General features: G+C 56.9%; 17 protein-coding genes and 1 pseudogene. 10 read left to right on the top strand and 8 right to left on the bottom strand.

Translation table 11 applies throughout. The annotated features are described in order from the left end of the window. The first annotated feature begins 100 nt into the window (after positions 1-100). The 9 genes from uraH (at position 101) to SADFL11_RS05850 (ending at position 11,191) form a co-directional block, all read left to right on the top strand. Positions 101-451, top strand: coding sequence for a hydroxyisourate hydrolase (gene uraH / locus SADFL11_RS05890; RefSeq protein WP_040450441.1), 351 nt, complete (start codon positions 101-103; stop codon positions 449-451). 3 nt (positions 452-454) lie between these two features. Further along, positions 455-1,936 (top strand): xanthine dehydrogenase small subunit, encoded by a 1,482-nt coding sequence (gene xdhA / locus SADFL11_RS05885; RefSeq protein ID WP_008196388.1) that lies wholly within the window; start codon positions 455-457, stop codon positions 1,934-1,936. Then, a complete protein-coding gene (gene xdhB, locus SADFL11_RS05880; protein ID WP_085955862.1) occupies positions 1,920-4,259 on the top strand; it encodes a xanthine dehydrogenase molybdopterin binding subunit in 2,340 nt (779 codons plus the stop codon). Before xdhA ends, xdhB begins: the two co-directional genes overlap by 17 nt. Next, positions 4,256-5,245 carry a xanthine dehydrogenase accessory protein XdhC gene (gene xdhC, locus SADFL11_RS05875; protein WP_008189169.1) on the top strand — a complete coding sequence of 330 codons (990 nt, stop codon included), beginning with the start codon at positions 4,256-4,258 and terminating at the stop codon, positions 5,243-5,245. Before xdhB ends, xdhC begins: the two co-directional genes overlap by 4 nt. A gap of 62 nt (positions 5,246-5,307) precedes the next feature. After that, on the top strand, positions 5,308-6,867 hold the full coding sequence (locus SADFL11_RS05870; protein WP_008192072.1) for an ABC transporter ATP-binding protein: 1,560 nt from the start codon (positions 5,308-5,310) through the stop codon (positions 6,865-6,867). Continuing rightward, positions 6,867-7,961, top strand: a complete 1,095-nt coding sequence (locus SADFL11_RS05865; protein ID WP_008190147.1) for an ABC transporter permease — start codon at positions 6,867-6,869, stop codon at positions 7,959-7,961. Before SADFL11_RS05870 ends, SADFL11_RS05865 begins: the two co-directional genes overlap by 1 nt. Further along, positions 7,954-8,868, top strand: coding sequence for an ABC transporter permease (locus SADFL11_RS05860; RefSeq protein WP_008190621.1), 915 nt, complete (start codon positions 7,954-7,956; stop codon positions 8,866-8,868). The genes SADFL11_RS05865 and SADFL11_RS05860 overlap by 8 nt, the downstream gene beginning before the upstream one ends. A gap of 101 nt (positions 8,869-8,969) precedes the next feature. Continuing rightward, entirely contained in the window at positions 8,970-10,034 is a 1,065-nt protein-coding gene (locus SADFL11_RS05855; protein WP_008194845.1) for a BMP family ABC transporter substrate-binding protein, read from the top strand. A gap of 203 nt (positions 10,035-10,237) precedes the next feature. Further along, positions 10,238-11,191, top strand: coding sequence for a patatin-like phospholipase family protein (locus SADFL11_RS05850; protein WP_008189628.1), 954 nt, complete (start codon positions 10,238-10,240; stop codon positions 11,189-11,191). Positions 11,192-11,210: 19 nt separating this feature from the next. Here SADFL11_RS05850 and SADFL11_RS05845 read toward each other — a convergent pair whose 3' ends face one another. After that, a complete protein-coding gene (locus tag SADFL11_RS05845; protein ID WP_008195322.1) occupies positions 11,211-12,875 on the bottom strand; it encodes an alpha/beta hydrolase in 1,665 nt (554 codons plus the stop codon). A 278-nt stretch (positions 12,876-13,153) separates the two neighbouring features. Here SADFL11_RS05845 and SADFL11_RS05840 point away from each other — a divergent pair, with 278 nt between their 5' ends. After that, positions 13,154-15,115, top strand: coding sequence for a GGDEF domain-containing phosphodiesterase (locus SADFL11_RS05840; RefSeq protein WP_040450444.1), 1,962 nt, complete (start codon positions 13,154-13,156; stop codon positions 15,113-15,115). Between the two features lie 16 nt (positions 15,116-15,131). On the opposite strand, the gene SADFL11_RS05835 is transcribed toward SADFL11_RS05840, so the two are convergent. The 7 genes and pseudogenes from SADFL11_RS05835 to SADFL11_RS05810 form a co-directional block, all read right to left on the bottom strand. Then, positions 15,132-16,145, bottom strand: coding sequence for a HupE/UreJ family protein (locus SADFL11_RS05835; protein WP_040450446.1), 1,014 nt, complete (start codon positions 16,143-16,145; stop codon positions 15,132-15,134). Continuing rightward, positions 16,138-17,016: a peptidylprolyl isomerase gene (locus SADFL11_RS05830; protein ID WP_008189867.1), complete on the bottom strand. Its 879-nt coding sequence runs from the start codon at positions 17,014-17,016 to the stop codon at positions 16,138-16,140. The genes SADFL11_RS05835 and SADFL11_RS05830 overlap by 8 nt, the downstream gene beginning before the upstream one ends. Before the next feature lie 9 nt (positions 17,017-17,025). Continuing rightward, positions 17,026-17,262: a hypothetical protein gene (locus tag SADFL11_RS25545; RefSeq protein WP_228198247.1), complete on the bottom strand. Its 237-nt coding sequence runs from the start codon at positions 17,260-17,262 to the stop codon at positions 17,026-17,028. A 130-nt stretch (positions 17,263-17,392) separates the two neighbouring features. Next, positions 17,393-17,635 (bottom strand): annotated as a pseudogene (locus SADFL11_RS25825) (HupE/UreJ family protein); the annotation flags it as partial. Between the two features lie 2 nt (positions 17,636-17,637). Beyond that, entirely contained in the window at positions 17,638-18,234 is a 597-nt protein-coding gene (locus SADFL11_RS05820; protein WP_008189335.1) for a HupE/UreJ family protein, read from the bottom strand. 161 nt (positions 18,235-18,395) lie between these two features. After that, positions 18,396-20,636, bottom strand: coding sequence for a TRAP transporter permease (locus SADFL11_RS05815; RefSeq protein WP_008196847.1), 2,241 nt, complete (start codon positions 20,634-20,636; stop codon positions 18,396-18,398). Between the two features lie 103 nt (positions 20,637-20,739). Further along, positions 20,740-21,729 carry a TAXI family TRAP transporter solute-binding subunit gene (locus SADFL11_RS05810; RefSeq protein ID WP_008197158.1) on the bottom strand — a complete coding sequence of 330 codons (990 nt, stop codon included), beginning with the start codon at positions 21,727-21,729 and terminating at the stop codon, positions 20,740-20,742. Between the last annotated feature and the right edge of the window lie 109 nt (positions 21,730-21,838).

Genomic DNA, 21,838 nt, shown 5'->3' with positions numbered 1-21,838 from the left:
CATCATTAAGTACGCAAATGAGCGCTTTGGATCTGCGTCCATTTCAGGCACATTTTTAATCTGATGGATTTTGCGGCACTGCCGCAAGAGGGAGAGACTGATGGGGCGTTTGACAACGCACGTTCTGGATACCGCTTTGGGAGTCCCTGCAAAGGGCCTTAGGATAGAGCTTTGGTCTGCGGGCGGTACACCGGCTCACATTTCGAGCCATGTGACCAACGACGACGGCCGGGTCGACAGTGCAATTCTCTCCGGCGATGTGTTTCAGATCGGAACCTATGAACTCCGATTCCATGCAGGTGAGTATCTGAAACGCACCAATCAAACCCTCCCGGATCCACTTTTTCTGGATATCGTTCCAATCCGCTTCGGGATCGCTGACGCAAACGCGCATTACCATGTGCCGTTGTTGCTCTCGCCGTTCGGCTATTCAACCTATCGGGGGAGTTGAGGGATGCGGGACACGATCCGGTTCATCAAAGGCGGAGTAATCGTCGAGCTGCACGATGTCGGGCCGACCGAGACGGTTCTTGATTATTTGCGGCTCCGAAGGAAGGAAACCGGCACGAAAGAAGGCTGCGGGGAGGGGGATTGCGGTGCCTGCACCGTCGCGCTTGGCCGGGTCATTGATGGCAGGCTGATTTATCAGCCTGTGAACAGCTGCATTCAGCTCTTGGGTATGGTCGACGGCACAGAACTGGTGACCGTGGAGGATCTTGCTCAGGACAAGCGGCTGCATCCGGTTCAGCAGGCCATGATGGAACTTCACGGGTCTCAATGCGGGTTCTGTACGCCGGGTTTCATCATGACGCTGTTCACCCTGTATCATGCAGAAGGTGAAGCGAAATCCCGCAAGACGGTCACGGAATGGCTCGCCGGAAATCTTTGCCGGTGTACGGGTTATCGTCCCATCGTCGATGCTGCGCTGGAGGCTTGTTTCAACCTCGCGGATGACGCGTTCACCTGGCGGTCGAATGAAACTCGTGAGCAACTAAAGAAACTGGCTGACAGCCGGGATATTTTCCTCGGTACCAGTGACAGGTTTTTCTCCTCGCCGGCGTCTTTGGATGGCTTGGCGGCGCTTTATGGTCAGCATCCAGATGCGACCCTGGTCTCCGGTGCGACCGATGTCGGGCTCTGGATTACAAAACATCTGCGCGATCTGCCTAAAACCATCTGGCTCGGTCGGATCGAGGGCCTCGACAGGGTCGAGGAAAGCGAGTCCGGTATTTTGATGGGGGCGACGGCGACCTTTGCCGCGACTGAGGCCGCGATGACGCGAATCTCCCCGGATTTGGGCGAACTATGGAAGCGGATTGGATCAAAGCAGGTTCGCGCATCCGGAACGGTTGGCGGCAACATCGCCAACGGATCGCCGATCGGAGATTCCCCTCCCGCGCTCATTGCACTTGGCGCAACTCTGGAGCTCCAATCTGCAGACACTGATCGCGCTCTGGCCTTGGAAGACTTCTTCATCGACTACGGAAAACAGGACCGTCTTCCCGGGGAATTTGTGACCGGGCTGTTTGTTCCGCGGCCCTCCGCCAATCAAGTCTTTCACTGCTACAAGATTTCTAAGCGCTTTGATCAGGACATCTCATCCGTCATGGCCGCCTTCCGGTTCACTATCGTCGATGGGCGGATCATCGATGCGCGGATTGCTTATGGCGGCATGGCCGGGACACCGAAGCGTGCCAGCGGAGCGGAGGCCGCTTTGAAGGGCGCGATCCTGGAGGATGCATCGACCTGGGCTGCCGCCATTGAGGCTCTCAACAGCGACTTCACGCCATTGACGGATATGCGGGCAAGCGCCGAGTACCGCATGGAAACGGCGCGGGCATTGCTCGCGAAGGCTTTGATGGAAACCGACGGAACGGCAGCGGAAAGTGTCCGCGTTTTGGCAAAGCGGGAGGCAGATCATGACCGCGCCGCTTGATCAGAGCAAAGTGACTGCTCCGCTGAAACACGTGCGGAAACCTTTAGCCCATGACAGTGCAGAAATGCATGTCACCGGCACAGCGCCATACATTGACGACCTCACAGAGGCCGTTGGCACGCTGCATGTCGTTCCGGGCTGGGAGCGATCTGCAGTCCGCGGAAAGATCAGTTCCATCGACCTGACCGATGTAAGCGCAAGTGACGGCGTCGTCGCCGTACTAACATCTGAGGATATTCCGGGAACCAACGATTGTTCGTCCGGCTTTGGCGATGATCCGGTTTTGGCAAACGGTGAAATCCTGTTTTACGGCCAGGTTGTCTTTGCCGTTGTCGCTGAGACGAGGGATCAGGCGCGCAAGGCAGCCCTTAAGGCCAAAATCGAGGTTGCGCCGATCCCGCCAATTCTGACGCAGGAAGACGCGGAAGCTGCAGAAACAATGGTGCTGCCGGACTACCAGTTCCGGCGCGGGTCCCCTGAAACCGGCATGACAGCGGCTGAAGAGGTCTTGTCCGGGTCCTTCCGCATTGGCGGGCAGGAGCATTTCTACCTGGAAGGGCAGATCGCCATGGCCGTGCCGCAGGAAGCGGGCGGCATGCTGGTGCACACTTCGACCCAGCACCCGACGGAAGTGCAGCACACCGTGGCCAAGGTCCTCGGGGTGCCGGATGCGTTGGTCACCGCGGAAGTCCGGCGCATGGGCGGTGGCTTTGGCGGCAAGGAGTCCCAGGCGAACCAATGGGCGAGCCTGGCCGTGCTTGCCGCTCATGCCACGGGCCGGGCATGCAAGGTCCGGCTCGATCGTGATGACGACATGATCATGACGGGCAAGCGGCATGATTTCCGCGTTGACTGGACCATCGGCCATGATGGGACCGGCAAGATCCGCGCGGTCGATATGGAGTTTCTGGCCCGGTGCGGCTACTCGGTAGATCTGTCCCTTGGTGTAAACGACCGCACGTTGTTTCACGCCGATTCCAGCTATTTCTACCCAGATGCGGCAATCCGGTCCCGCCGTTTGAAAACGGACACGTGCTCAAACACTGCGTTCCGCGGATTTGGTGGGCCACAAGGCATGTTGGCGGCAGAGCGCATGATTGATGCGATTGCTATCAAGACCGGCAGGGATCCATTGGATATCCGCAAGCTGAACTTTTATGACGGCGAGCGCAATCTGACACCCTATGGCATGCCGGTAGAAGAATATGCGGTGATGCATGATCTCATCGCCCAGCTCGAAGAGAACTCAGATTACTGGTCCCGGCGCGACGATGTCCGTGATTTCAATGCGGTCAACGCCGTCCTGAAAAAGGGGCTGGCTTTGACGCCAGTAAAATTCGGCATTTCCTTCACGCTGAAACACCTCAACCAAGCAGGCGCGCTGGTTCATCTCTACACCGACGGATCAGTTCATTTGAACCACGGCGGCACCGAGATGGGGCAGGGGCTCTATCAAAAGGTCGCCCAGGTCGTTGCCGAAGAATTTGGCGTGACACTGGACAAGGTGCGGATCACCGCAACCAATACCTCCAAGGTGCCCAACACCGGCCCAACAGCCGCGTCTTCCGGGACAGACTTGAACGCCATGGCTGCAAAACTTGCAGCGCAGGAAATCAAGGGACGCTTGATCTCGTTCTTGTGCGAGCAGCACCAGTGCGGTCCGGAAGCCATTCATTTCGGAGACAACAAGGTCATCATTGGTGATCAGAGTTATGCTCTGGCGGAAGTCGCCAAACAGGCGCATATGGCGCGGATTCAAATGTCCCACGCCGGGTTTTACGCAACACCCGGCATCACCTGGGACCGGGAAAGCGTAACCGGCCGCCCGTTTTTTTACTTCGCCTTCGGTGGCGCCTGCGCTGAGGTCACAATCGACACCATGACCGGTGAAATGACAGTCGACCGGGTTGATATCCTTCACGATGTTGGCCATTCGCTGAACCCTGCGATCGATCTTGGCCAGATTGAGGGCGGGTTCGTGCAAGGAATGGGCTGGCTGACCACTGAAGAACTCGTATGGGATGAAAAGGGCCGGCTGCGCACCCATGCCCCGTCGACTTACAAGATTCCGACGGCATCGGACATTCCCGAGGAGTTCAACGTCAGCCTTTACAACGGGAACGGCAATCCGCAGGACACTGTCTACCGGTCGAAGGCGGTCGGCGAACCACCGGTGATGCTTGCAAACGCTGTCTTCTGCGCCATCAATGACGCGGTGGCGAGCATCGCACCGGGCCAAATTCCAAATCTTGATGCGCCGGCAACACCCGAGGCAATCATGAAGGCTGTCCGGGATGTGCGCTCAAGAAAGGTCTTTGCATGAAGGTCTGGGGGCACATTGCTAACTGCCTGAAAAGCAGCGGCGCCTGTGCCCTCGTCACGGTCGCTGAAACCGGCGGGTCGACACCACGGGAACCCGGCGCACGGATGATTGTGCGGCCGGACGGCGGGTTTTTCGGCACGATCGGCGGCGGTACTTTGGAATTTGAAGTGATCCGCCAGGCAGCAAAGGCTGCAAGCAGCAAAACGGCCGGTTTCGAACTCCAAACCGTTTCTCTTGGACCCGATCTCGGCCAGTGTTGTGGTGGCCGGGCCAAAATCGCGATCGAAGTCTTTGTGTCGGAACAGCTGAAAACCGCGGAACGGCTGGCACTTGAAGAAAGCAAACCGTATCCGTTCGTAACTCATGCGATAATCGACAACGGCTCCGTTCGCGAACGGGAGGTCGCGGATCAAGTGTCCAAAAGCGCATTTGAAATAGTGGACGTGAACGGCAAAGAGCTTCTGATCGAACAATTCGGCGAAACGCGGCGGACACTTTATCTCTTCGGTGCCGGGCATGTCGGAAAGGCACTCGTTCTGGCGCTGGCGCCCTTGCCGTTTTCGATCGTTTGGATCGATAGCAGAGCCGAGCAGTTTCCGTCCGCTGTGCCGGCCAATGTCACGAAGGTCTGCATTTCGGACCCGGCGAAAGCACTCGCGGATGCGCCGGATGGAGCTTTCGTTCTTGCCATGACCCATTCACATGGTCTCGATGAAGAGATCATGGCCCGCGCGCTTCTCGCTCAACGCTTTGAATACAGTGGTGTTATCGGTTCCAAAACCAAGCGGGCCCGGTTCCTGAAACGCCTCAAAACACGCGGTCTGAGTGACAGCGTTCTCTCAACCATGGTCTGCCCGGTCGGGGTAACAACGATAAAATCAAAACACCCGGCTGCGATCGCAGCTGGAATAGTTGTCGATCTGATCGCCCGGGACGAGGCCTGTTATCAACAAGCCGCTGCAAGCGGGAGGCTTGCACATAAATAAGACATGAATAATAAGGCGGCATCCAACCGGGGGACAGTGTGGGTACAGAAAACCATTCAGAAGTGGACACGGCAGCTGCCCCGTTCGCGAGATCTGACAAGGACAAATTGCTGGACGCGCAAGGGCTGACCAAGCGTTTCGGTGATATCCTAGCCAACGACGCCGTCGATCTGACGATCAACAAGGGTGAAATTCACGCTCTTCTTGGTGAAAACGGCGCAGGAAAATCCACGCTCGTCAAGATGTTCTACGGGTCGCTCGAGCCGGATGGGGGCGAGATCTGGTGGGATGGCCAAAAGGTTGCGATAGACAATCCTGCCGCTGCCCGTGAACTCGGCATTGGGATGGTTTTCCAGCACTTTTCGTTGTTTGAGGCGCTGAACGTGGTCGAGAACATTGCGCTCGCACTGCCAAACCCCGGAAACATGAAGGACTTGGCCTCACGGATTGAAACAGTCTCCCGTGAGTATGGTCTTCCGCTCAACCCCAGTGACATTGTTGCCGATTTACCGGTCGGCATCCGTCAGAGGATCGAAATCGTCCGCTGTCTCCTTCAGGAACCTCGTCTGATCATCATGGATGAGCCAACGTCTGTCCTGACACCGCAGGAGGCGGATCAACTTTTTCTCACGCTGCAACGGTTGGCATCTGAGGGCTGCGCCGTTCTTTACATCAGCCACCGTCTCGAAGAAGTTCAAAGGATCTGCCATCACGCGACAATCTTGCGCCACGGTCAGGTTGTCAATGAATGTGACCCCACGAAGGAAACACCCGCAACGCTCGCCAGCATGATGGTGGGCGCTGAAGTAATCGCTGTAAATGCAGCGGCGCAAAAGCCGGCTATCGGGGAGATTCGGCTTGGACTGAACAAGTTGTCCGCACCGGCCGCCACACCGTTTGCAACGGCGTTGAACAACGTATCACTGGAACTCCGTGCGGGAGAAGTTGTGGCAATTGCAGGCGTTGCCGGAAATGGGCAAGGGGAATTGTTCGACGCTATTTCCGGAGAGATGCGCGTTGCCCCCGACATGATCCTGCTGGATGGAGCGCCCTGCGGCTCCAAGAGCATCAATTGGCGCCGGAAGAAAAACGCCGCCTTCGTTCCCGAAGAGCGGCTCGGTCATGGCGCCGTTCCGGGCATGAAGCTCTCCCAGAACATTGTCCTCACGCGGCACAGCACGGGTGACAAGCTGGTCAATGGTGGGATGGTGTCAACGGCCAATGCCGGGCAAATGGAGCAACGGATCAAACAGGCCTTTGATGTCCGCATGTCGCATGATGATCCGGAAGCTCGGTCGCTGTCGGGCGGAAATCTGCAGAAATTCGTGGTTGGGCGCGAGCTCGACCGGCAACCGGGCGTCCTGATCATTAATCAACCAACATGGGGCGTCGATGCGGGAGCGGCCGCGCTGATCCGTCAGGCAATCATTGATCTCGCCCGAAGCGGCTCTGCAGTTCTGGTGATCAGCCAGGATCTCGATGAAATCTTTGAAATCGCCGACAAGATCGCAGTGATCTCCAGAGGCTACCTGTCTGAACCCGAGCCGGCCGCGGATGTGACCCGCGAACGGGTTGGACTTCTCATGGCAGGCGGAGCCGAGACACAAGGGGAGGTCGCCTGATGCGGATCGAACTCGTCAAACGCAAGGAACACAGCGAACTGATGTCGCTGATGTCGCCTCTGATTGCCGTCGGCCTGACAGCTCTGTCGGCCGCGATCATCTTTTCAATTTCCGGCGTTAATCCGGCCCTTGGCCTCTACAAGTTTTTCATTGAGCCCTTGACTGAGCAGTGGTCGCTGGAGGCAACGATCGAAAAGGCAACACCGCTCATCCTGATCGGTTGCGGTCTGGCAGTGTGTTACCTCTCGAACAACTGGAACATCGGGGCCGAAGGGCAATTCGTGGTCGGGGCAATGTTCGGCTCCATCCTGCCGGTGATGTTCCCGAGTTTTGAAAACAGCCTGACCTTGCCTCTGATGCTGATCTGCGGTGTGATCGGCGGGGCGCTCTGGGCGATGATACCGGCCCTGTTGAAGACCCGGTTCAACACCAACGAAATCCTTACAAGCCTGATGCTGGTATATGTGGCCGGACTTCTGCTGGATTATCTCGTTCGCGGTCCGTGGCGGGACCCGGACGGCTTCAACTTCCCGGAATCGCGTATATTTCCGGACGCTGCGACCTTGCCCGAAGTCTTTGGCGGAATGATGAGCCTGGCGACGCCCATCACCATCATTGTTGCGTTGGTTCTCGCACTTGTATTGGCAAAAACCATCAAGGGCTTTGAAATCCGGGTGATGGGCGAAAGCCCGCGCGCCGGCAGTTTTGCCGGGTTCTCCGTAAAAGGGTTGACCATTTTCTCGTTCGCCTTGGCAGGCGGGTTGGCCGGCCTTGCAGGCACCATGGTTGTGTCAGGGTCTTTGAACCAACTCCTGCCGTCAATTTCTCCGGGCTATGGCTTCACGGCGATCATCGTGGCCTTCTTGGGGCGCCTGAACCCGATCGGCATTATCATTGCCGGGTTTGTCCTTGCCTTGTCATACATCGGTGGGGAGGGCGTTCAGTCAGGTCTTGGCGTCTCCAACAAGATTGCTAGCGTGATCCAGGGATTGCTTCTGTTTTACGTACTCGCCTGCGACACGCTCATTCTTTATCGCATCCGCATGGTCTCCCGCCGTGCTGCCAATCCGGCGGGGGAGGTTTCTCATGTTTGAGGCTGTTCTACTTACAGTCATTACTGCGGCAACACCGCTTCTCATTGCGGCTATTGGCGAATTGGTGGTGGAGCGCTCCGGCGTTCTTAATCTGGGCGTCGAAGGCATGATGATCATGGGCGCCGTTATTGGATTTGCAGTCGCAAACCAGACCGGTTCCGGAACACTCGGGGTGATCGGAGCAATCGCGGCCGGTATGGCCATGTCTGCCCTCTTTGGTTTTTTGGTGCTGGTCCTGGTCGCCAATCAGGTCGCGACAGGTCTTGCGCTGACGATCCTCGGTCTGGGGCTCTCCGGCATGATCGGGGAAGCTTATATCGGGGTGCCAGGTCTGCGGATCCCGGAACTCTACATCCCGATTCTGTCCGACATCCCGTTCATTGGACCAGTCTTCTTCCAGCAGGATGCGATCGTTTATATCGGCTTTGCACTTGTCATTGGGGTAGCCTACTTCCTCTTCCGAACTCGGGCCGGCCTGATCTTGCGCTCCGTTGGTGACAATCACGGATCGGCGCATGCGCTGGGGTATTCGGTCTTGAAGATCCGGTTCATGGCGGTGTTGTTCGGCGGGGCCTGTGCGGGTTTGGCCGGTGCCTATATGTCGCTCGCCTATACGCCGCAGTGGGTGGAAAACATGACGGCCGGCCGCGGCTGGATTGCGCTTGCTTTGGTGGTGTTTGCATCCTGGTTGCCGTTCCGCGTCATCATCGGAGCGTACCTGTTCGGCGCGGTCAGTGTGCTCAATTTGCATGCCCAGGCAATCGGCCTTGGGGTTCCATCGCAATTCCTGTCCAGCCTGCCGTATCTTGCGACCATTGGAGTACTTGTGCTCATCTCCGCAAACCGCAGACTGACGCTCGTTAATACACCGGCATGCCTTGGCAAGCCGTTTGTTCCGGACCGGTAGCGCCTCCCCGTTACCGGTCGGGTCCAGCCTGTAGCGATCAGGGCTGGATCAAAGCAAAAAGATCGTACACAAACAGAGATCAAACAGAGGGGACCAAACTGATGAAATCTCTATTGAAAGCAACCGTGGCTGCCGCCGCGTTCCTCGTAGCAGGAACCGCAGCAAACGCGGCCGATGTTAAGGCATGTTTCGTTTACGTCGGACCGGTCGGTGACTTCGGTTGGACCTACCAGCACGACCAGGGCCGCTTGGCCGTTGAAGAGCATTTCGGCGACAAGGTCGAAACCGCATTTCTTGAAAGCGTGGCGGAAGGCCCGGATGCAGAGCGCGCCATTGAGCGTTTCGCGCGTGAAGGCTGCAACATCATCTTCACAACATCTTTCGGCTACATGAACCCGACGATCAAGGTTGCCAAGAAGTTCCCGGATGTGAAGTTCGAGCATGCCACCGGCTACAAGACCGCCGACAACGTCGCGACATATAACTCCAAGTTTCACCAGGGCCGGTACATCATCGGTCAGGTCGCGGCCAAACAGTCCAAGACCGGCGTAGCGGGGTACATCGCCTCGTTCCCGATCCCGGAAGTCATCTCGGGCATCAATGCGTTCATGTTGGGCGCACAATCCGTCAATCCTGACTTCCAATTGAAGGTTGTTTGGGTGAACACCTGGTTTGACCCAGGCAAGGAAGCAGATGCCGCCAAGGCGCTGATCGACCAGGGCGCTGACATCATCACGCAGCATACCGATTCCACCGCACCGCTGCAGGTTGCTCAGGAGCGCGGCGTTTACGGATTCGGCCAGGCATCCGACATGGTCGCCTTTGCCCCGGACGCACAGTACACCGCCATCATTGATGATTGGGCGCCGTACTATATTCACCGCGTTCAGGATGTCCTCGACGGGAAGTGGGAAAGCCATTCCTCTTGGGAGGGCCTTGCCGAGAAACACGTTGTCATGGCCCCATACACCAATCTGCCTGCAGATGTCGTTGAAATGGCCAAAGCAACCGAAGCCAAGATTGTTGGCGGTTGGGAGCCATTCACCGGTCCGATCACCAAGCAGGATGGCACAGTTGCAGCAGAAGATGGTGTGCGTCTCGATGATGGCGCGATCCTCGGCATGAACTGGTACGTACAGGGCGTTGATGACCAACTGCCGCAGTAATTCTGCACCATGAGAGCCGGAGCTGCCGGCTCTCGAACTAAGGATTAGGCCGGAGACAGGCGATCACCTGTTCCCCGGCCTTTTTCTTGATCGGAGAGGTCTGGCAGTCTTGCCAAACTCTCCGATAGACTTGAGCCGCTTCGCACTATTGTATGTACAGCCTGCAGGGCGCGTGTCGTCACGACAGAAGGAATGGACCCAGCATGGAACGCCGCAGCTTTTTGACCGGAGCCGTTGTCACCGGCAGCACGATCCTGGCATCAGGCGCTAACGGTCATGCCGCGTCTTCACAGGTCACACCGGAAAACACTGCGGCAAATCCGGTAAAACGCACTGACGGCTTTTACCTGGCCCTCGGCGGCGGCGCAGCCAAGGCATTTGCGCATATTCCCGTTCTTGAAGCGCTGGATGATCTCGGGGTGAAACCGGAGGCAATCGCAGGGACATCCATGGGCTCCATCCTCGGCGGCTACTATGCAAGCGGAATGAGCGGCAAAGACATCCGGAGCTTTACAATTGATCTCTTCACCCAAAAGGGTCAGTTGCTCCAAAAGCTGTTTTTAACCGATGGCCGGACCTGGGGATCTCTTCTGAATATGGTGCGTCCGTCGATAATTGATCCGCTGGTTTTGTTCGAGACGCTGTTTCCGGACGGGCTGGCGGAGAACTTTGAAGACTTGCAAATCCCGATGAAAGTCGTCGCAACGGACTTTCATCGCCAATCCCAAGCCGTTCTGACCGAAGGTGCGCTCCTACCCGCGATAGCAGCCTCATCAGCGCTGCCGATGTTGCTGACACCGGTCCAGATCGATGGGCGTGTCCTGATTGATGGCGGCTTCGTTAACCCGACACCTTTTGACGTGTTCGAAGACACAGACTATCCGGTGGTGGCCGTTGATGTGACAGGGGCAGATTTTTCGGCGATCGATGGTCTGCCAAGCGGCATGGAAACCTGGATCGGCTCGTTTTCAATCACGCTTCACTCCCTCGTTGCAGCGAAGTTGGGCTGCGCCCAGCCCGATCTTCTCCTGGAACCGGCCATCGGTCATTTCCAAACGATGGATTTCTTCGAAGTTAAGGCCATTCTGGAAGCGGCCGATCCGATCCGGGAGGATGTTAAACGTGGGTTGGACCGGCTGCTGGGTCAAAAGATCTGAGGCAACTGTCCTTGCAAAGCTAGAACGACGCACCGCGTTTGACGAAGATTTCCTTGAGGCGGTTTGCACGGTCATTGGTCCATCCTTCGGGATCAACGGCTGCGGCCCAAGCGTCGATGTAGTCGCGGGCAATATAATAATGACCAAAGCCCGAGACATTGAGTGAAAACGCGGAATCAAGTGCGAGCTGCAGCATGGTGACGACGGGAAACCACCTGAGTTGAGGTGTAACATCCGGAGCGCGTGGAGGTGACAGCCAGCCCGGTTCAAAGATTGAGCTGTCGTAGGTGAAGTTTACAATCGGATCGCTGCCGTAGTTGAGAAACACCATGCGGATAGGACCCCAAGGCGTAAATTCTCCTTCAAGTCCCCCATACTGGTCCAAGACCCGGATCAGAGACCCGTTGCCATAGGTGGGCCGCCAGGCGGGGCTGTCCGGGTTTCGATGATCGCGAACTTCTGACCAGAATTTTGAGAAAAACGGCGACCCGGCCCACATCGCTCCCTGGATGGGGTCTCCCAGCATGTCGAACAAAGGGATCGTGGCTTGAGAATTGAACGCCCCTTGGCTTAGGCCATGCACATAAAACTTTGGCCGGCTATCTTTCGGCAGCGTTGTCCAATGATCATAGACTTTTTCAAAAAGAACGCGTGCTTGATCGACGCCATAGTCAGGATGGGCGAGCAGGGACAAAACACTGGTCAGATACGAGTACTGCGCGGCGACTGTCGCCACATCTCCGCCAAGCATGAAGTCGAGCGTGTCATGAGCGCCCGGATCCATCCATCCACTTCCAACCGGGACGGCGACAACCAGTGTTGAGCGCGAGAAGGCATCTACGCGCTTAAGCTCTTGCAACGCGATTTCAGCGCGTTCTTCCGCCGTTTCGGCTGACAATCGGCCCACATAGATCCGGATTGGATTTCGGACGGCACCGTCAAAGAATTCTCCGATTTCATCTGATGAGGGGGCCGTAGCAACAAATGCCCGGCCGTGCCGCCCCATTTCCTTCCAGCGGATGAGGGATGCTGAACTCCCTGTCTTTTGCGGATCGGGTGGCTGTTCAATATCCGGTTCCATGAGAAGGTCTGCGGCCATGAAGGACGCGTCGGCCGCTTTGAACGCGTTGCGTATCAATGCGCCATCGACCAACGCCCAGAAGAGCCACCCAACAGCTGCAATTGAGACCACGATGCCGACGCGACGCGGCACCAAACGGTCTAATATCCGCTCAACCCGGCGGCGGGCGATCCCAAGCGCCCGGAAGACCAGCCAAAGAACCAGAAACACGCCGAGGGATACCCCGAGAATGAAAAACGGGGCGGCACTTTCCAGCGGCTCCAGTCCAACAGCCTCGCGGGTTGCATTTTGCCAGTTTGCCGCTCGTGAAAGTGAATACACAAGAATACCGGCACAAGCCACCAAGCCACCGATAACCCAAGCTGTTCGCAAGCGCCCCTTGAGCCCCGGAATTTCCATGTAGCGCCACGTCGCCCGGACAAGAAGGGCCGCTTCATAACCCAAGCTTGCGACAATTCCTGACAAGAGGCTTTGCACCAAGGGGTCGCGTGGCATCAAAGATGGGGTCAGCGAGGCACCAAACGCGCTGATTGCAACAATTGCAGCAAACGTGGACATGTTGGACATCATCCAACCGGGCAGGCGGTTTTGAGAATGCGGCATCAACGTCTCCGGAAGGCGCGGGCATATTTTCTATGATCGGTTTAACATGCCATTAGTAGTACCGCGTTTTGTCAGGGATAATATCCTTGGTGAAGAAAATGCCATATAATGGATTCAAGTGCAGTTAACTGTCTGCGCTCATTGTCTCCCAAACGACGCTTGGAAATTCGCTGTCTGGCTTCCACCAGGACTGCACCCGGGACGGTGAGGCTCTGTCTCCCGGCCGCGTACCAGCGTGGTTCTGCCTGAATATAATTGAGTTTTGTGGAACAGTTAGCATGACGTACCGGCCTGGCTATAGCCGTTACATACTTCCTTTGGTCGTGATCGCGATTACGTTTGCTCTGTCGTTCAGCGCAGTCGTGATGCTTCAGAAACGGCAGGATGCGAAGGTAAAAGACGACGCTCTACATGCCCTCATTACGTCTTCCAGCCTGCTCAACACGCATCGGCTGGAAAGCCTTTTGACGAGTGCGCTTTACAACTCCGATTTCGAGTATCAAGCCCGGGTCGCAAGAGCTTTCGTCCGCTTTCAAAACGCCCTGAATTCCTGGCACGTGAATCCTCTACTGGAATTTGGCCCGCAAGCGACCCTCATAACGCGTAGGCTTGCAGACGCCAAGGAAATGGCTGGGTCAATTGAGCCACTGATCTCCAATCTGGAAAAAAGAAGTTCGATTGAACAGGCGCTGGCAAAAGTCCACCAGATCGGCACGTCGTTGAACCAGATTCGGCATTTGGCCGAAAACCGGATGTCGTCAATTGCACAGGAAAGCAATGCGGCCCTTAATCGCCAAGCCCGTATTCAATCACTTCTTGGCGCTGGATTGATTGCAAGTCTGAGTGCCTGGATTTTCTTGCTATTCCGGCGATTGCGGCACTTCGCCAACGAAAGAAAACGTGATGGGTTCAATCTTGCCCGTGCAACCGCAGAGATGAGGCACGACCCGGCCACGGGGCTGATGACACAAAAGGTCTTGATCGAGAAAATAGAGGAAATGCAGTCCAAGCGTCGCGACGATCAGGATTTGGTCGTCCTTTACCTTGATCTGGTTATGCCCTGGACCGGATCAGGATCTGCAAGTGAAACTGATCACAATGCCATTCTCGCGGCCATTGCCGAACGGATCCAACACCAGATCAATCTTGGGACCGAGACAGCATGTCTTGGACGGGCAAGTAGCAGCGGTTTCTTCGTTGCCATGAAGATGGATCAGGAGAGTGAAACAACGGCCTTGGAGGTCACCAATCGCCTGCGCGATCATATTCACAGGCCGGTTGCAATTCGCTCCGGTATTTATCCCGTAAACAGTATCGCGGGGATCGCCTATATCGACCAGGAAGAACGGGACCCGGGTGCGGGGCTGCAAAACGCCTTGTTGGCTGTTTCGGAGGAAATAAGGACGGGCCGCAGGCATGTCGGGACATACAAGCCGCCCATGCGAGCGGTTGCGGAGCGGCAATCCGGCATTTCTCGCGCATTGCTTCAGGCACTCGAACAGGAAGATTGCCTGCCGCATTTTCAACCCCAGTTTAATATTAAGACCGGGCAAATCGTTGGGATTGAGGCCTTGGCTCGCTGGTATCATCCCCACCTCGGCTGGATTGCACCTGCAGAGGTAATTCCGATCGCCGAGCAGAATGGCTTGATCATCCCATTGGAGCGCAAAATCATCGAAACCGCCTGTGCCCAGGTCCAGCTTCTGCCCGGAGACGTGGATCTGGCGGTCAATCTCTCTGTCCCGCACATGCTCCATGGGGATGTTGCCCCGATGATCGAGGACTGCTTGAACAGCACAGGTTTGTCCGCCGAGCGGCTGAAGGTAGAGGTCGCGGCTGGCCGGCTCCTTAACACGTTCGACCGTGTGCATGGTTGCCTTGAGGATCTGCGAGCACTCGGCGTCACCCTGTCTTTGGACAACTTTGGCACTCCGGCGTCCGCATTGTCCGGAATCCTTCAATACAAATGGGATGAAGTGAAAATCGACACGTCCCTGACGAAGATCTTGCGGGACGGAGACGCGGGCCATGGCCTTATTGCGATGGCGCTGACCATGGTAAAGACGCTTGAGTCTACGGCGCTCATCGAAGGAATTGAGACGATCGAACAGCGCGATATGCTGACCGCACTTGGCTGTGAACTGGGGCAGGGGTATCTCTTCGGTGGCCCCATGGCGATCGACGATTTGAATGCGCTTTTCTTTTCCGATCAGCCAAATCTTGCGCGGATGCTGATGTGATTTCAGGAGTGGTCGGTCAAAGACCGGCAATCGCCGCTGTTCGTTCCAAGGTCCAGTACATCGCGAGCGTTCCGATCACATAGGTCGGAACAAGCTCCGCCCATCGTGGAAATCTGAAGCGCAGAGCCGCCAGCAGGTTCAACGCTATCAAGATTACGGACACAAAGGCCAGTTGCCCGAGTTCAACGCCAATGTTGAAGAACAAGAGGGCGATCGGGATCTCATTTGGCGGCAGGCCGATTTCCGAGAGCGCACCGGCAAACCCAAGGCCGTGCAACAGGCCGAAGGCAAAGGCAACGATCCATGGATACCGGTAGGTTAAACTGATCTGGCCACGTGCGGCATGGACAATCTCGACACAAAGAAAAACGATCGACAGGGCAATCGTGGCTTCGACGGGCGCGGACGGCAGGTTGACATAGCCGAGTGTTGCAAGCGCCAATGTGATGCTGTGCGCGATTGTGAAGGCGGTGATGGTTTTGACCAAACGCCAACCGTTGCGCACGACAATCATCAGTGCAAACACAAACAGAAGGTGGTCCAGTCCTTCGAGAATGTGTTCAAAGCCGAGTTTCGTGTACCGGGTGGCTGCCTTCACGATGGATCCGGACCCGGCAAGATATTCTTCAAGATCAACAACAATTGCGTCGCCCTGACGTGTGGCGAGCCTGGTGAGTGGCTCTTGCTCGAACCAGCGCACGGTTAGCAAGGCACCATCGCGTTTCCATGGGAGGACGAGCTGGTCGTCAGACGTCAAACTTGTTTCGCAGGTGAAGCGGAAGAGTACATGGTACGCCCCACGTTCTCCGCGCGGTGATCCTTCAAAGGTGCACTGGCCCGGCAAGACAGGTGTGGTAATTGCGCTGGCAAGGCGCGGCGGAACCTTGGAGAGAAGCTCATACGCACCTGGAGCTGTTTCTATCAGCTCGGCCTTATCGACACCCAGCGAATGTGCTGATGCCGGCGCAGGCCAAAACCAAACCGCCAAGGCCATCCACACGAACGCGGCAACCGGGAAGGCCTTAGTCATTCCGCCCGCCCTCGACCGGCTCGACCACAACAAGATAGTTTTGCCGCATGTCATCAATTGCTGCATCCAAAAGCTCGTTGGATTTGGCCGAGAGCCAATGGGTCGAGATCCAGTCCTTGGCAAGTTCATAAGTTGGGGTGCGCGGCCGATTCCGATTGATCACACGAAGAAAATGGATGGATCCAGCTGGAGATACATAGGGGCCGCGCCAGTCCCGGTCGACTTCGGTTACTGCAAGCAAGTCCTTGGCAGATTCGACGCCAAAGAGGCCCACAAGCCGCCGTTGATCGAGAAAACGCAAACGGTATCCGAGCTGAGTATCCAAGCCGCCAAGGGCGGAAGGATCTTCTGCCTGATTGAGCGCGTCCAGAATACCGTCTGGCACCGTATCAGGATCTGAGAACATGACATGGTTGAAATCGAAGCTCGGCGGACTGGTAAAGGCGTCCAGATTGGCTTCAAAATGGGCGCGCAGCTCATCTTCGGCCGGTTCGGGTATGTCGCTGCCGATAAGGAAGCGCATGTTTTGAACAAGCAATGCCCGGACCCGGGAGCTGTCCGTAAATCCGCGGGCTTTTGCCTCGCGAACGAGGATTTCCTCCTCAACAAAGGCATCGACGATGCTCTGTTTGTCGTCATCGGTCAATGACCGAAGGCGGAGGTCTTCTTCCCGGGAAAACAGGTACCTTTGGGCTTCCGCATCAACAACGATCACCTCCCGCTCGTCTCCGCCAATCATGCCTTGCGCAACAAAGAGACCAGCTGCCAGAAGCAGGAAATGCAATAGAGGTTCGCGGAAAAACCGCCAAAGGAGCGAGACTTCAGATTGTTCGCCTTCTTGAATCTTTTCGGCAGAGGCCTGTGAGGTCATGCGTCTTCCTTAGAACGCCGCAATGGAGGGGGCTGGTGCAAAGTTTATCGCGAGCATCATGGATGAAACGGCCGCAATCCAGGCCGTTCCAATCCGGAACGCGACCGGCAACATGGCCCACTTAATCCGCTCGTTGAGTACAACGACAAGTCCGGACAGATAAAGCATCAAGATATTGAGCCCCGCCAAGGAACCGCTCATCGTCACGAAACGGTCCCACCACAGCCCGCCATTGGGCACAGACATTGCCCCGAGTAGAAGCCCCGCGATCGCAACACATACAACAGCGCCAGGAAAAAGCCGATTGGGCGGAAGCAGCTGCCAGGGCGCTGGTGGCGATGGCGACGGTGTAGGCAAGTGTGTCTGATACATCGCCGCCGGACCAGAAAAAACCGGCGAAGGAAAAGGCGAGAAAGGCTGCCAGCAACCAGCGCACCTTGTCCCTTGGAAACCCGCCGATCAAAAGCCCGGCACCGAGGATCAAAAGGATCTGTGCGGGCGATGAGAATGGATGCAGCAGGCCGACATAAAAGCCTTCAATCCCTGGAACCGGACTATGGGCTTGCGCCGCCCCGGTTTGAACGATGAGGATCCAAAAACCAATTCCGGCTGCCCGCATGCTCAGACGGCACCAACCAGAAAGGCTACGCCGGCCAGGGATATGACACCGCCGGCACCCCGAACAGCGATCCGGCCAGCCGGCCATTTGACGAGAATGCCGAATGCGATCCCGATCATGTGCAGCATGCCGGTTGCAAGGACGAACCCGATCGCGTAGGCAAAGACATTGGCGGAGACGGGCAGCTCTGTTCCGTGGGCATACCCATGGAAAATCGCAAACAGGCCGACGAGGACGGCAGAGACCCAGATCGGCGCTCGAACTGCCAGCGCGATCATTAGGCCCAAAACGACAGCTGAAAGGGCAATCCCGGCTTCAACGGCAGGGATCGGGACGCCGAGAATGCCAAGCACCGCCCCGAACGCCATCACGAGGGGAAAGACGATCGGCAGGATCCAGATCGACGGCGCCCCAAGGAAGGCGCCCCACAACCCGACAGCGACCATGGCAGCAACGTGATCCCAACCAAGGATTGGATGCGCAAATCCGCTGATGAACCCGCCGCCATATCCGTGGCCGGTATGCGCCAGTGCAGGCGCCGCCAACGCAAAGGAGACAAGGACAAAAACACTTGAATAAACAGTGGCTCTGGAACGCATGAATGACCCTATTCGTAAGTGGTTTGGTGTCTGCGGCCTGCAACTCTAACCGATGGTTGTTCCGCCAGCTAGGGCGCGCCCAAACTAAACAAGCCCGGCCAATTTGGCCGGGCTTTTGTATTGGATTGGTGCGTTCCGATTTTGGCTTACCGGCTCATCCGTCAATCCGCTCCGCGAACCGGGATCGCTGCATCCGGTTTTGGATGAAAGATCCGCTGTACTGCGAAGACGGCTGCTGCAATCCCGACACCGATCAGGTCGGATATAAGACCGCCTTCGATCATCAACAGCGCTGCTGCAATCAATCCGATCCTCAGGAACCAGGCTGCTACCGCGCCAAGGAACCAGCCTTGAACAGCAGACGACAACAGGAACACACCGACCACTGCGGTTAGTGCCGCGCGGCCGATATCGAGCACCGAGCCATCCATCAACAATGCGGAATTGTAGAAGAACATGAACGGCACAATGAAGGCTGCGATACCGATCTTGAACGAGGCGACCGACGTTTCCATGGGGTTTGCCCCCGATATCCCGGCTGCCGCGTAACTCGCGAGGGCGACGGGCGGTGTGATTGCGGAGAGGACCGCAAAGTAGAACACGAAGAAGTGCGCGGTCAGGAGCGGAATTCCGAGTTGAACAAGCCCCGGTGCCACCACTGAAGCGGCCACTGCATAAGCGGCTGTTGTCGGCATGCCCATACCGAGCAGGATCGAAATACACATCGCGAAGAACAACGCCAGAAGTTGGCTGGTGTCGGCAAGGCTGAGCAGCAGCGACGAGAACCTTGCACCAACACCCGTCAGCGAGATTACGCCAACAATAATACCTGCACATGCACACACGGCGATGATCTGAACCGACATTGTTCCGGCGATCTCAAAGGCCCTGAAGATGGACCTGGGACCCATGCGATAGGGCGTGAGCCAGGAGACAACGGCTGCAGACATTGTTGCCAGAGCGCCAGCCCTGATGACGGAGTACCCCATGAAAAGCGCGTAAATCAGGATAATGATCGGCAAGAACAGGTAGACCTGACGCACCATCTGGGAGAATTTCGGCAGCTCTTCAGATTTCATGCCGCGCATGCCGAGCTTTGCAGCTTCGAAATCGACCATGAAGTAGACCGAAACGAAGTAAAGGACGGCCGGGATCAGAGCGGCAATGGTGATTTCCGTGTAAGGAATACCCGTGATTTCCGCCATGATGAACGCGCCGGCACCCATAATTGGCGGCATGATCTGACCACCGGTCGAGGCGGCCGCTTCAACAGCGCCTGCGGTCTTGCGGTGATAGCCAACCTTCTTCATCAGCGGAATGGTCAGCGAACCGGTGGAAACCACGTTACCGGCGGACGTTCCATTGATCATGCCCATCAGGCCGGACGCAAAGATCGCCACCTTCGCCGGACCGCCACGGGCGCGCCCTGCTGCTGCGAAGGCGAAGTTGACGAAGTAGTCGCCCACTTTCGAAGCCTGCAGGAAGGCCGCGAAGATAATGAAGAGAATGATGTAGGTCGACGAGACGGCGGTCGTCGGGCCCAGAATACCGGCGTCGGTATAAACCTGACTGAAGAACCGCTGCCAGGTAATTGGCGGTGAATTCAGGAAGCCCGGCAGTTTGTCGCCAATGAACACGTAGCATAGGAAGATTGCCGCAATCACCACAAGTGCCATGCCGGCGACGCGCCGTGTCAATTCCATGATTAGTGCAGTGCCGGCAACAGCGGCAATCGAGATGCCGATCGGCGCGAACGGCGTGCCGGTCGAATTCCGCATCAATGTGCCATAGATCGTGATCAGATAGGCCGCGACAGCCGCACCGCACACAGCGAGCACGACATCCGGAGCCGCGAGCCCTGATCGTTCCCTTTGATGGAACCAGGAGAGGATGATGGAGCCGGCCGTTGCTACGATCAGCGGCAAGCCGAAGAGGTAGGTCTCGCTGAACCTGATCCCTTCATCGATGCCGTTCCACATTTTGCCGCTGGATATTTCAGCGGCGAAGGAGAAGGCCATGCCAAGCGAAAACAGGGCAGGGATCATCAAGGCATAGGCGGCATAGCCAAGAATTGGCGTTTCCTGACCCTTTTCAGGAAAATCAATCCGGCCGGCAAACAAAAGGAACCCGAGCGCGAGCGCTCCGGCTACGTGGACAATCCGGAAGTTCCAGGTTTCCATCGGGAACGTGGGCAGGAATGGGATTACGATGCCGGTCCATTCGGAAATCGAGAGACCGTTCAAGGCTGCCATGTGGAAGGCGGCATAAAGCGCTGCGAAGGACGTGATGAACATGAGGGATTTTCCCTCATACAGCCGCCGGTTTACCTCAACCGGTTCCTCATCGACGCCTTGCGCGATCAGATGATCGTCGTCTTCGGCTGGTGTTGTCTTGTCGGTCATGGTCCCCCGCGCCTCCAGCTGCGTCAGCCAGAGTTTATCTTGTCGTTGAAGTAAGGGCCGCGCAAGTCCCGCGGCCCTCCTTTGGTTTTTTGTAAAGACGGTCTTAGTTGCCGTGGATCATGTCGGCCGGAATATCGGCACCAGCATTTTCCGTGAACCACTCGGCTGCACCCGGGTGCCATTTCAGAACTGTGTTCTTTGTCCAGTTCTCCGGCAACGTGGAGCGAGCGGCCTTATGGATGTTCACCATACGGTCGTTGTCGGACATGACGACGTTGACTGCTGCCTTGACGAAGGACGCCGGCAGGTCGCAGTTGGCAACCGCGAAGTTCCACATGGAAACAGAGCGGGCATCTCCCTGCAACGTACTGTAGGTATCGCCTGCAATTGCGAACTCAGAAACCGGGAAGGCTTCCAGGATCTTGGCCTGCTCTTCTTCCGTGAACTCGATGATGTTGATGTCGGTCTGCACTTCGAGCTGGCTGACAGCCGGAACCGGAACGCCTGCTGCGAATGCGATCACGTCGAGGAGGCCGTCCTGCAACTGCCCACCAAGGTCGGACCAGCCACCATTGCGGCGATCAAAGTTCACGCCAAGCTCTTCCATCATACGCGGGAAGTAGGTGTCGGAGGTGGAACCTGCCGGACCGAAACCGATTTTTGCACCATCCGGAATATCGGCAATCGATGAAATGCCTGAAGAGGACAGAGCCGTGATTGAGAACGGGGTCTGATACATCGGGAACATGGCGCAGGCGTTGGTCATCTGCAGGCCCGGTGCGATCGGATTGGTGCCAGCAAGAGATTCTGCAGCCGGACCCATGGTGGTCATGCCGAACTGTGCGTCACCGGTGTGAACCAGAGCCATGTTCTGCATCGGGCCGCCGGTGACTTCACCGCCGCCGGAAATGCCGAGCTCTTCTGCAACCAGGTTTGCCCAGCCAGAACCGTAGGCGAAGTAGGTGCCGCCCTGAGACGCGGTGCCGACGGTAAAGCTTTCAGGCCAGCCGGTGCGATCCTCATCCTGGGCAAAAGCGGACGTCGCGGTCATAGCTGCGATTGCAACCGCGCCAGTGATCATGGTGAATTTCATGAGTTCCTCCAAAGATTATTGTTCCGAGCGGAACGGGCACGGAGTTTTTGCGGATTCCTGCTGACCAGAATGAATTGGACCGGCGCTCCTCCCAAAGCGTGCCGCTCTG

This window comes from Roseibium alexandrii DFL-11, assembly GCF_000158095.2.
In the GTDB taxonomy this organism is placed as follows: Bacteria; Pseudomonadota; Alphaproteobacteria; order Rhizobiales; family Stappiaceae; genus Roseibium; species Roseibium alexandrii.
Note: the sequence above shows the minus strand (reverse complement) of the source record. Positions and strands in the feature narration are given on the sequence as shown.

Excerpts from the sequence above, each read along its gene's own strand:
- uraH (WP_040450441.1), top strand. The coding sequence starts at position 101 with ATGGGGCGTTTGACAACGCACGTTCTGGATACCGCTTTGGGAGTCCCT.
- xdhA (WP_008196388.1), top strand. The coding sequence starts at position 455 with ATGCGGGACACGATCCGGTTCATCAAAGGCGGAGTAATCGTCGAGCTG.
- xdhB (WP_085955862.1), top strand. The coding sequence starts at position 1,920 with ATGACCGCGCCGCTTGATCAGAGCAAAGTGACTGCTCCGCTGAAACAC.
- xdhC (WP_008189169.1), top strand. The coding sequence starts at position 4,256 with ATGAAGGTCTGGGGGCACATTGCTAACTGCCTGAAAAGCAGCGGCGCC.
- SADFL11_RS05865 (WP_008190147.1), top strand. The coding sequence starts at position 6,867 with ATGCGGATCGAACTCGTCAAACGCAAGGAACACAGCGAACTGATGTCG.
- SADFL11_RS05860 (WP_008190621.1), top strand. The coding sequence starts at position 7,954 with ATGTTTGAGGCTGTTCTACTTACAGTCATTACTGCGGCAACACCGCTT.
- SADFL11_RS05855 (WP_008194845.1), top strand. The coding sequence starts at position 8,970 with ATGAAATCTCTATTGAAAGCAACCGTGGCTGCCGCCGCGTTCCTCGTA.
- SADFL11_RS05850 (WP_008189628.1), top strand. The coding sequence starts at position 10,238 with ATGGAACGCCGCAGCTTTTTGACCGGAGCCGTTGTCACCGGCAGCACG.
- SADFL11_RS05845 (WP_008195322.1), bottom strand. The coding sequence starts at position 12,875 with ATGCCGCATTCTCAAAACCGCCTGCCCGGTTGGATGATGTCCAACATG.
- SADFL11_RS05840 (WP_040450444.1), top strand. The coding sequence starts at position 13,154 with ATGACGTACCGGCCTGGCTATAGCCGTTACATACTTCCTTTGGTCGTG.
- SADFL11_RS05835 (WP_040450446.1), bottom strand. The coding sequence starts at position 16,145 with ATGACTAAGGCCTTCCCGGTTGCCGCGTTCGTGTGGATGGCCTTGGCG.
- SADFL11_RS05830 (WP_008189867.1), bottom strand. The coding sequence starts at position 17,016 with ATGACCTCACAGGCCTCTGCCGAAAAGATTCAAGAAGGCGAACAATCT.
- SADFL11_RS25545 (WP_228198247.1), bottom strand. The coding sequence starts at position 17,262 with ATGTCTGTGCCCAATGGCGGGCTGTGGTGGGACCGTTTCGTGACGATG.
- SADFL11_RS05820 (WP_008189335.1), bottom strand. The coding sequence starts at position 18,234 with ATGCGTTCCAGAGCCACTGTTTATTCAAGTGTTTTTGTCCTTGTCTCC.
- SADFL11_RS05815 (WP_008196847.1), bottom strand. The coding sequence starts at position 20,636 with ATGACCGACAAGACAACACCAGCCGAAGACGACGATCATCTGATCGCG.
- SADFL11_RS05810 (WP_008197158.1), bottom strand. The coding sequence starts at position 21,729 with ATGAAATTCACCATGATCACTGGCGCGGTTGCAATCGCAGCTATGACC.